Annotated in this window: 7 protein-coding genes; 6 read left to right on the top strand and 1 reads right to left on the bottom strand. The window is 69.1% G+C overall.

Going from position 1 to position 6,220, the window contains the following annotated elements:
* The first annotated feature begins 19 nt into the window (after window positions 1-19).
* From D7V93_RS35725 to D7V93_RS35700, 6 genes are all read left to right on the top strand, one after another.
* A complete protein-coding gene (locus tag D7V93_RS35725) occupies window positions 20-2,047 on the top strand; it encodes a YgiQ family radical SAM protein (protein WP_120647620.1) in 2,028 nt (675 codons plus the stop codon).
* Between the two features lie 83 nt (window positions 2,048-2,130).
* Window positions 2,131-2,628: a hypothetical protein gene (locus D7V93_RS35720; RefSeq protein ID WP_120647619.1), complete on the top strand. Its 498-nt coding sequence runs from the start codon at window positions 2,131-2,133 to the stop codon at window positions 2,626-2,628.
* A gap of 103 nt (window positions 2,629-2,731) precedes the next feature.
* Window positions 2,732-3,112, top strand: coding sequence for a type II toxin-antitoxin system PemK/MazF family toxin (locus D7V93_RS35715; protein WP_120647618.1), 381 nt, complete (start codon window positions 2,732-2,734; stop codon window positions 3,110-3,112).
* A gap of 120 nt (window positions 3,113-3,232) precedes the next feature.
* Window positions 3,233-3,682, top strand: coding sequence for a hypothetical protein (locus D7V93_RS35710; protein ID WP_147451513.1), 450 nt, complete (start codon window positions 3,233-3,235; stop codon window positions 3,680-3,682).
* Between the two features lie 135 nt (window positions 3,683-3,817).
* Entirely contained in the window at window positions 3,818-4,801 is a 984-nt protein-coding gene (locus D7V93_RS35705) for a ChaN family lipoprotein (protein ID WP_120647616.1), read from the top strand.
* Window positions 4,802-4,894: 93 nt separating this feature from the next.
* Complete coding sequence (locus D7V93_RS35700; RefSeq protein ID WP_244237704.1) at window positions 4,895-5,707, top strand: alpha/beta fold hydrolase; 813 nt, start codon at window positions 4,895-4,897, stop codon at window positions 5,705-5,707.
* Between the two features lie 38 nt (window positions 5,708-5,745).
* Here the strand turns inward: D7V93_RS35700 and D7V93_RS45400 are convergent.
* On the bottom strand, window positions 5,746-6,220 hold a 475-nt coding region (locus tag D7V93_RS45400; protein WP_120647614.1), incomplete at its 5' end, for a hypothetical protein.

The following is a 6,220-nucleotide window of genomic DNA, read 5'->3' as shown; positions in this document are numbered from 1 at the left end:
CTGTTCTGGGGAGGACCCCATGGCCTCTGTCACCCCCCGCTACGCCCACCCGTTCCTTCCCGTCACCCGCGCCGACCTCCAGGCGCGGGGGTGGGAGCAGTGCGACATCATCATCGTGAGCGGCGACGCCTACGTGGATCACCCGGCCTTCGGCCCCGTGCTCATCGCCCGCTTCCTGGAGGGGCGGGGCTTCAAGGTGGGCATCATCCCACAGCCGGACTGGCACTCGGCGGAGCCCTTCAAGGCGCTGGGCAAGCCCCGGCTCTTCTTCGGGGTGGCGGCGGGCAACCTGGACTCGATGCTCAACCGGCTGACGGCCCAGAAGAAGAACCGCTCGGAGGACCAGTACAGCCCGGGCGGGCGCACCAACTGCCGGCCGGACCGCGCGTCCATCGTGTACGCGCAGCGCTGCCGCGAGGCCTTCCCGGACGTGCCCGTCGTCCTGGGCGGCATCGAGGCCAGCCTCCGCCGCATCGCGCACTTCGACTACTGGAGCGAGAAGGTCCGCCGCTCCATCCTCTTCGACGCCAAGGCGGACCTGCTGGTGTTCGGCATGGGCGAGCGGCCCATCTGGGAGATCGCCGACCGGCTCCACCGGGGCGAGCGCATCGAGGACCTCAAGGACATCCGCGGCACCGCGCACCTCATCAACGACGCCGCGATGAAGGTGATTGAAGCGGACCCGGCGAAGCGCGCCGCGGACCGCGAGAAGGTCGTGGTGCTCCCCTCCTACGAGGAGGTGGTGGCGGACACGCGCGCCTTCGCGGTGATGAGCCGCGACTTCCAGATGGAGACGAACCCCGGCAACGCGCGCCCCATCGTCCAGCGCCACGGCAACCGGGCCATCTACATGAACCCGCCCGCCCGGCCGCTGGAGGACGGCGCCGGCCTGAGGCCCGGTGAAACCACCACGGTCGCGATGGACGAGCTGTACGACCTCAAGCTCAACCGCGTCCCGCACCCGATGTACACCGAGCGCATCCCCGCCTATGAGACGGTGAAGCACTCCGTGGTGCTGATGCGCGGCTGCTTCGGCGGCTGCACCTTCTGCTCCATCACCGAGCACGAGGGCCGCGTCATCCAGAGCCGCTCCGCGCAGAGCGTGCTGCGCGAGGTGCGCGAGGTGCGGCGCATGGGGGACTTCCGGGGCACCATCACCGACCTGGGGGGCCCCACGGCCAACATGTACAAGCTCAAGTGCAAGAGCGAGGACATCGAGAGCAAGTGCCGCAAGCTGTCGTGCGTGCACCCGGGCGTCTGCGAGAACCTCCAGACGGACCATGGGCCGCTCATCGACCTGATGCGGCAGGTGCGCAAGGAGGAGGGCATCAAGCACGTCTTCATCGCCAGCGGCGTGCGGTACGACCTGGCGGAGCGCTCGCCGGAGTACGTGAAGGAGCTGGCGGCGCACCACGTGGGCGGCCAGCTCTCCGTGGCGCCCGAGCACGTGTCGCCCCGGGTGCTGGAGAAGATGAAGAAGCCCGGCATCGAGAGCTTCGAGCGCTTCCAGCACATGTTCGCGTGCGCCAGCGAGGACGCGGGCAAGGAGCAGTACGACATCGCCTACTTCATCAGCGGCCACCCCGGCTCCACGCTGGAGGACATGGTGATGCTGGCGCAGTGGCTGAAGGAGAAGGGCAAGCGGCCCCGGCAGGTGCAGGACTTCATCCCCACGCCCATGTCGGTGGCGACGGCCATGTACCACACGGGCCTGGACCCGCTGAAGATGGAGCCCGTGTACACGGCCAAGGGCCTGCGCGAGAAGCGGCTGCAGAAGGCGCTCCTGCTCTACTGGAACCCGGAGCACTGGCCGTTGGCGCGGGAGGCGCTGCGGCTCGCCGGCCGCGAGGACCTCATCGGCCGGGGCCCGAACGCGCTGGTGCCGCCGGAGTCCGCCGCGGAGGCCGCGCGCCTGCGCCGCACGGGCGACAACGCCGAAGCGGACACGGGCCTCTCCACCAACGCGTGGCCCCGTCCGGTGCAGCCGCGTCCGTCGGGTCGGAGCCCGGGACGCACGCCGCGTCCGGGCCCGCGCGGACGGCAGTAGCCCCCTGGCTTTCGCTCGGGGGGGTGGCTCGGGTATAGGGTGCGCCGCCTTCAAGCACCCGACACCGCCGGAGCCACACGCCCATGCCCAGGACCTCCCAGGAGCAGTCGCAGGAGCGCCACGCGTTCCTGCTCGACCTCTTTCGCACCCAGCCCGACCTGAGCCGCCAGGACGCCCTGGAGAGCTTCAAGGACAAGTTCGGCGCGACCATCAACCTGCGCACCTTCAACGAGCTGCGCGACCAGGCGAAGAAGGAGCTGGCGTCCGGTGGTGCCAGCCCTCGCGCCCGCACCCAGGAGCAAGACGTGGAAGTGAATGAGGACCGTCCGGAAATCACGACGGAGGACGCGGGAGCGCTGCTGAAGTCCGCGGCGGCCCCGGAGCTGCTCAACGGCGCGGCGCCCGCGAAGAAGCCGAAGGCGAAGGGCCCGGGCGTGCGCAACGTGTTCGTGGACGCGCCGCAGGAGCACCTCCAGTTCCTGGAGCGCGTGGTGCAGCAGCTCCAGGAGGCCGGCGCCTCCAACGTGCGCATCGACCACGGCACCGACCGGTGGATGGTGCTCGTCGTCGACTCGAAGTAGCGCACGGCGCGCGCTCAGCGCCTGACGCCGGGCCCGCCTCCCCCTGTCCGGGAGCGCGGGCCCTGTCATTTCAATGGCAGCTCAAGTCCGGAAGGACGCTCCCATGGAGACGCAAACGCAACCGGAGAGGCGCATCCAGAGGGGAGACCTCTTCTGGCTGGTGCCGGAGGACTCGCAGGGGTCGCTCCCCGGCATCCCCCACCCCCACGTGGTCCTCCAGGAGGATGTCTTCAACCGCTCGCGGATCCGCACCGTCGTCGTGTGCGCGTTGACCTCGAACCTGAAGCGGGCCCAGGAGCCCGGCAACGTGCTGCTCGACGTGGGCGAAGGCAACCTGCCGAAGCAGAGCGTCCTGGTCGTGTCGCAGGTGTCCTCGGTCGACAAGACAACGCTGGGGGAATACATCGGCACGCTCTCCGACCGGCGCGTGGAGCAGGTCCTGGCCGGGATGCGCTTCCAGCAGGCGTCCTTCTTCGACCGGTGACGACCCGTTGACCAGTAAACCTCATCACAGCCCAAAAGCCGGCTTCGTCGGCATCCAATAAAGCTGCGCTTAGTCGTCATTCCCATGAGCGTGCTCACACGCTTACCTGGGAGGAAGCACATGTCTCGTTCGATGCCTGCGCTGGCGCTGACGCTCTGTGGTCTGCTTTTCGGATGTGGCGGGCAGCCCGGGGACGGCGAATCCACCGAGGGCCCGGAGGCGCCGGACACTCAGGTCATGCCCGCGGAAGGAGCCGGGGGAACCGTTACCGCGAGCGCGGTCTCCACGATGTCCGTCTTCGGAGCCACCGTGTCGTTCAATTCGTACGGAGACAACTTCACCGTCAGGGACACCGCGGCGGACGGCCGCTCCGCCGTGGCCCATATCTATAACTACAACACGGGAAACTATTCCTTCTGTTGGAACAACAGTGGCAATGGCACCTCCGTGACCTGCAACCGCGACTTCGCCGAAGGCATCCTGATCCGCTTCCGCGCCTGCACTGGTGAGTCCCGCACCGGGCAGCTCGTAAATTGTTCTGCGTGGACGACCGCCAGCACGGCGAACTGAGTCAGGGCGGCACCGAGGTCTCTTGCTCGGAGCCGCTGCCTGACTCCCATGACGGGCCCGCCTCCTTCTGTCCGGGAGTGCGGGCTCTGTCGTTTCGGGCAGGCAATCCCGGCTTGGGACGGATTGGATGGAGGGATGACACGCATCCCTTCCCTCCTCGTCGTTGTCCTCGCCCTCCTGGTATCCGGGGGCTGTGCCAGCCGACAGGCGCCTTCGCCCTCCCCCGCCAGGACCTGGACCACGACGCTGCATCAGGACCACCCGCTGGTGGGCCGCATCTGGGACGTGGCGGGGGGACGGTTCGTGGAGGTGGACACCCTGCGCGCGGCGGTGGTCTCCACGCAGTACGTGCTCCTGGGCGAACGGCACGACCACCCGGACCACCACCGGCTCCAGGCGGAGCTGGTGCGGGCGAAGGCCTCTGAAGGCCGGCGGCCCGCGCTCGCCTTCGAGATGCTGGACGTGTCGCAGCAGCCAACGGTGGACGCGGCCCTGAAGGAGAAGCCGGACGACGCCGAAGCGCTGGCGCGGGCGGTGGACTGGGCGAAGAGCGGGTGGCCGGACTTCAGCCTCTATGCGCCGGTATTCACCGCGGGCCTCGAAGCCCACCTGCCCCTCGTCGCCGCGAACCTGCCCCGCTCGCAAGTGCGCGACCTGGTGATGAAGGGGCCGGAGGCCGTGCCGGCGGACGTGCGCTCCCGGCTGGGATTGGAGGTGCCCGTACCCGAGGCCGAGGCGAAGGCGGTGCGCGAGGAGTTGGATCGCTCGCATTGCGGTGAGCTTCCGAAGGAGATGCTGGAGCCCATGGCGCTGGCGCAGCGGGCCCGCGACGCGATGATGGCGGACCGGCTGCTGCAGACGGTGACGGTGGACGGCGCGGTGCTCATCACCGGCAACGGGCACGTGCGCAAGGACCGCGCGGTGCCCGCGCACCTGGCGCGCCGGATGAAGGACGTGACGGTGCTGAGCGTGGCGCTGCTGGAGGTGTCCCCGGAGGCCCTGACGCCCCAGGACCATGCGGCGCTCATGGGCGCCACGACGCTGCCCTACGACTACGTCTGGTTCACGCCCGCGATGCCGGAGGATGACCCGTGCAAGGCCTTGCGTGAACGCAAGTGACCAGTGCGTACCCGCACGCAATTGCTTTCACACGCACCGCCTGGAATCTTCACCTGGGACATGCGGCCCGGGGGTGCACCCATGGATGGACCGGTGATTCGGACACGAGATGGCGTGGAGCTGTTCTACCGGGACTGGGGGACAGGCATGCCGGTGGTCTTCCTGGCCGGCTGGATGCTGCCCTCCGACATCTGGAGCTACCAGGGGGTCACGCTGGCCGATCAGGGCCTGCGCTGCATCGCGTATGACCGGCGCGGGCACGGCCGCTCCAGCGACCCGGGCCGGGGGTATGACTACGACACGCTGGCGGACGACCTGGCCTCGGTGTTGGAGACGCTCGACCTGCGCGACGTGACGCTCGTGGGCCACTCCATGGCCAGCGGCGAGATGGTCCGCTACCTCTCGCGCCACGGCGACCAGCGGGTATCGCGCCTCGTCTTCCTCGCGCCCGCGGCCACGCCCTTCATGCTGAAGACAGAGGACAACCCGGACGGCGTCGATGCGAGCGTCTTCGAACACTTCCGCAAGGAGGTGCTGCTCCGGGACGCGCCACAATGGCTCACGGCCAACGCCCGCTCCTTCGTCGTCGCGGAGACATCGGAGCCGATGATCCAGTGGGTGATGAGCCTGCTGTTGCGCTGCTCGATGAAGGCGGCCCATGACTGCCACCGCGCCATGTCCTCCACGGACTTCCGGGCTGAGCTGCCCCGCATCCGGCGCCCCACCTGGATCATCCACGGCGACAAGGATGCCTCCGCGCCCATCGACCTCACCGGCCGGAAGACCGCGCAGCTCATCCCGGGCAGCCGGCTCAAGGTGTACGAGGGCGCGCCGCATGGCCTCTTCATCACCCACCAGGAGCGCCTGAACAGGGACCTCCTGGCGTTCGTGAAGCACGGAGACTGAGCGGACGCGAGGCCCGACTTCCCGGCTCCCGCGCGGTCTCAGCGCGTGGGGTAGCTGCCCTTGTTCTGCTGCTCCTGCTGTTCGCGCTGGCGCAGGCTCTCTTCATATTTCGCCTTGCCCTCCGCGTCCTCGGCGAGGCTCTTCGCGATGGCTCCCGCGGCTTCACGCGCGACGATGGGCGCCAGCTCGCCAAGCCCCGCGACGAGCACCGGGAAGGGCACCGCCTCCTGGTTGACCAGGATGGCCCAGTCGTCCGTCGTCGACGAGCGTTTCGCCTCGAAGGAGAGCTCGCCATGCGCCCACTGGGCGGGCAGCTCCACCTTCCCCCGCGTGGGGGCGATTCCCGACGCGCCGCAAGGCGTGACGAAGACAGTCCGCCGATACATCGCCCGATAGTTGCCCCGGGCCGGCAGGTTGTGCTCGAGGCGACATGCGTCGACGGCGCGAAGCTGGGCCTGCACCGCTGCGAGCTCCGCCAGGTCGCCGACGTCGGTCTTGCCCCCGCCCCCGACC

Origin of the sequence: Corallococcus llansteffanensis (genome assembly GCF_003612055.1) — a bacterium.
GTDB lineage: Bacteria > Myxococcota > Myxococcia > Myxococcales > Myxococcaceae > Corallococcus > Corallococcus llansteffanensis.
Note: the sequence above shows the minus strand (reverse complement) of the source record. Positions and strands in the feature narration are given on the sequence as shown.

What these genes read in the sequence shown, in the direction of transcription:
- D7V93_RS35725 (WP_120647620.1), top strand. Translation starts at nt 20, where the DNA reads ATGGCCTCTGTCACCCCCCGCTACGCCCACCCGTTCCTTCCCGTCACC.
- D7V93_RS35720 (WP_120647619.1), top strand. Translation starts at nt 2,131, where the DNA reads ATGCCCAGGACCTCCCAGGAGCAGTCGCAGGAGCGCCACGCGTTCCTG.
- D7V93_RS35715 (WP_120647618.1), top strand. Translation starts at nt 2,732, where the DNA reads ATGGAGACGCAAACGCAACCGGAGAGGCGCATCCAGAGGGGAGACCTC.
- D7V93_RS35710 (WP_147451513.1), top strand. Translation starts at nt 3,233, where the DNA reads ATGTCTCGTTCGATGCCTGCGCTGGCGCTGACGCTCTGTGGTCTGCTT.
- D7V93_RS35705 (WP_120647616.1), top strand. Translation starts at nt 3,818, where the DNA reads ATGACACGCATCCCTTCCCTCCTCGTCGTTGTCCTCGCCCTCCTGGTA.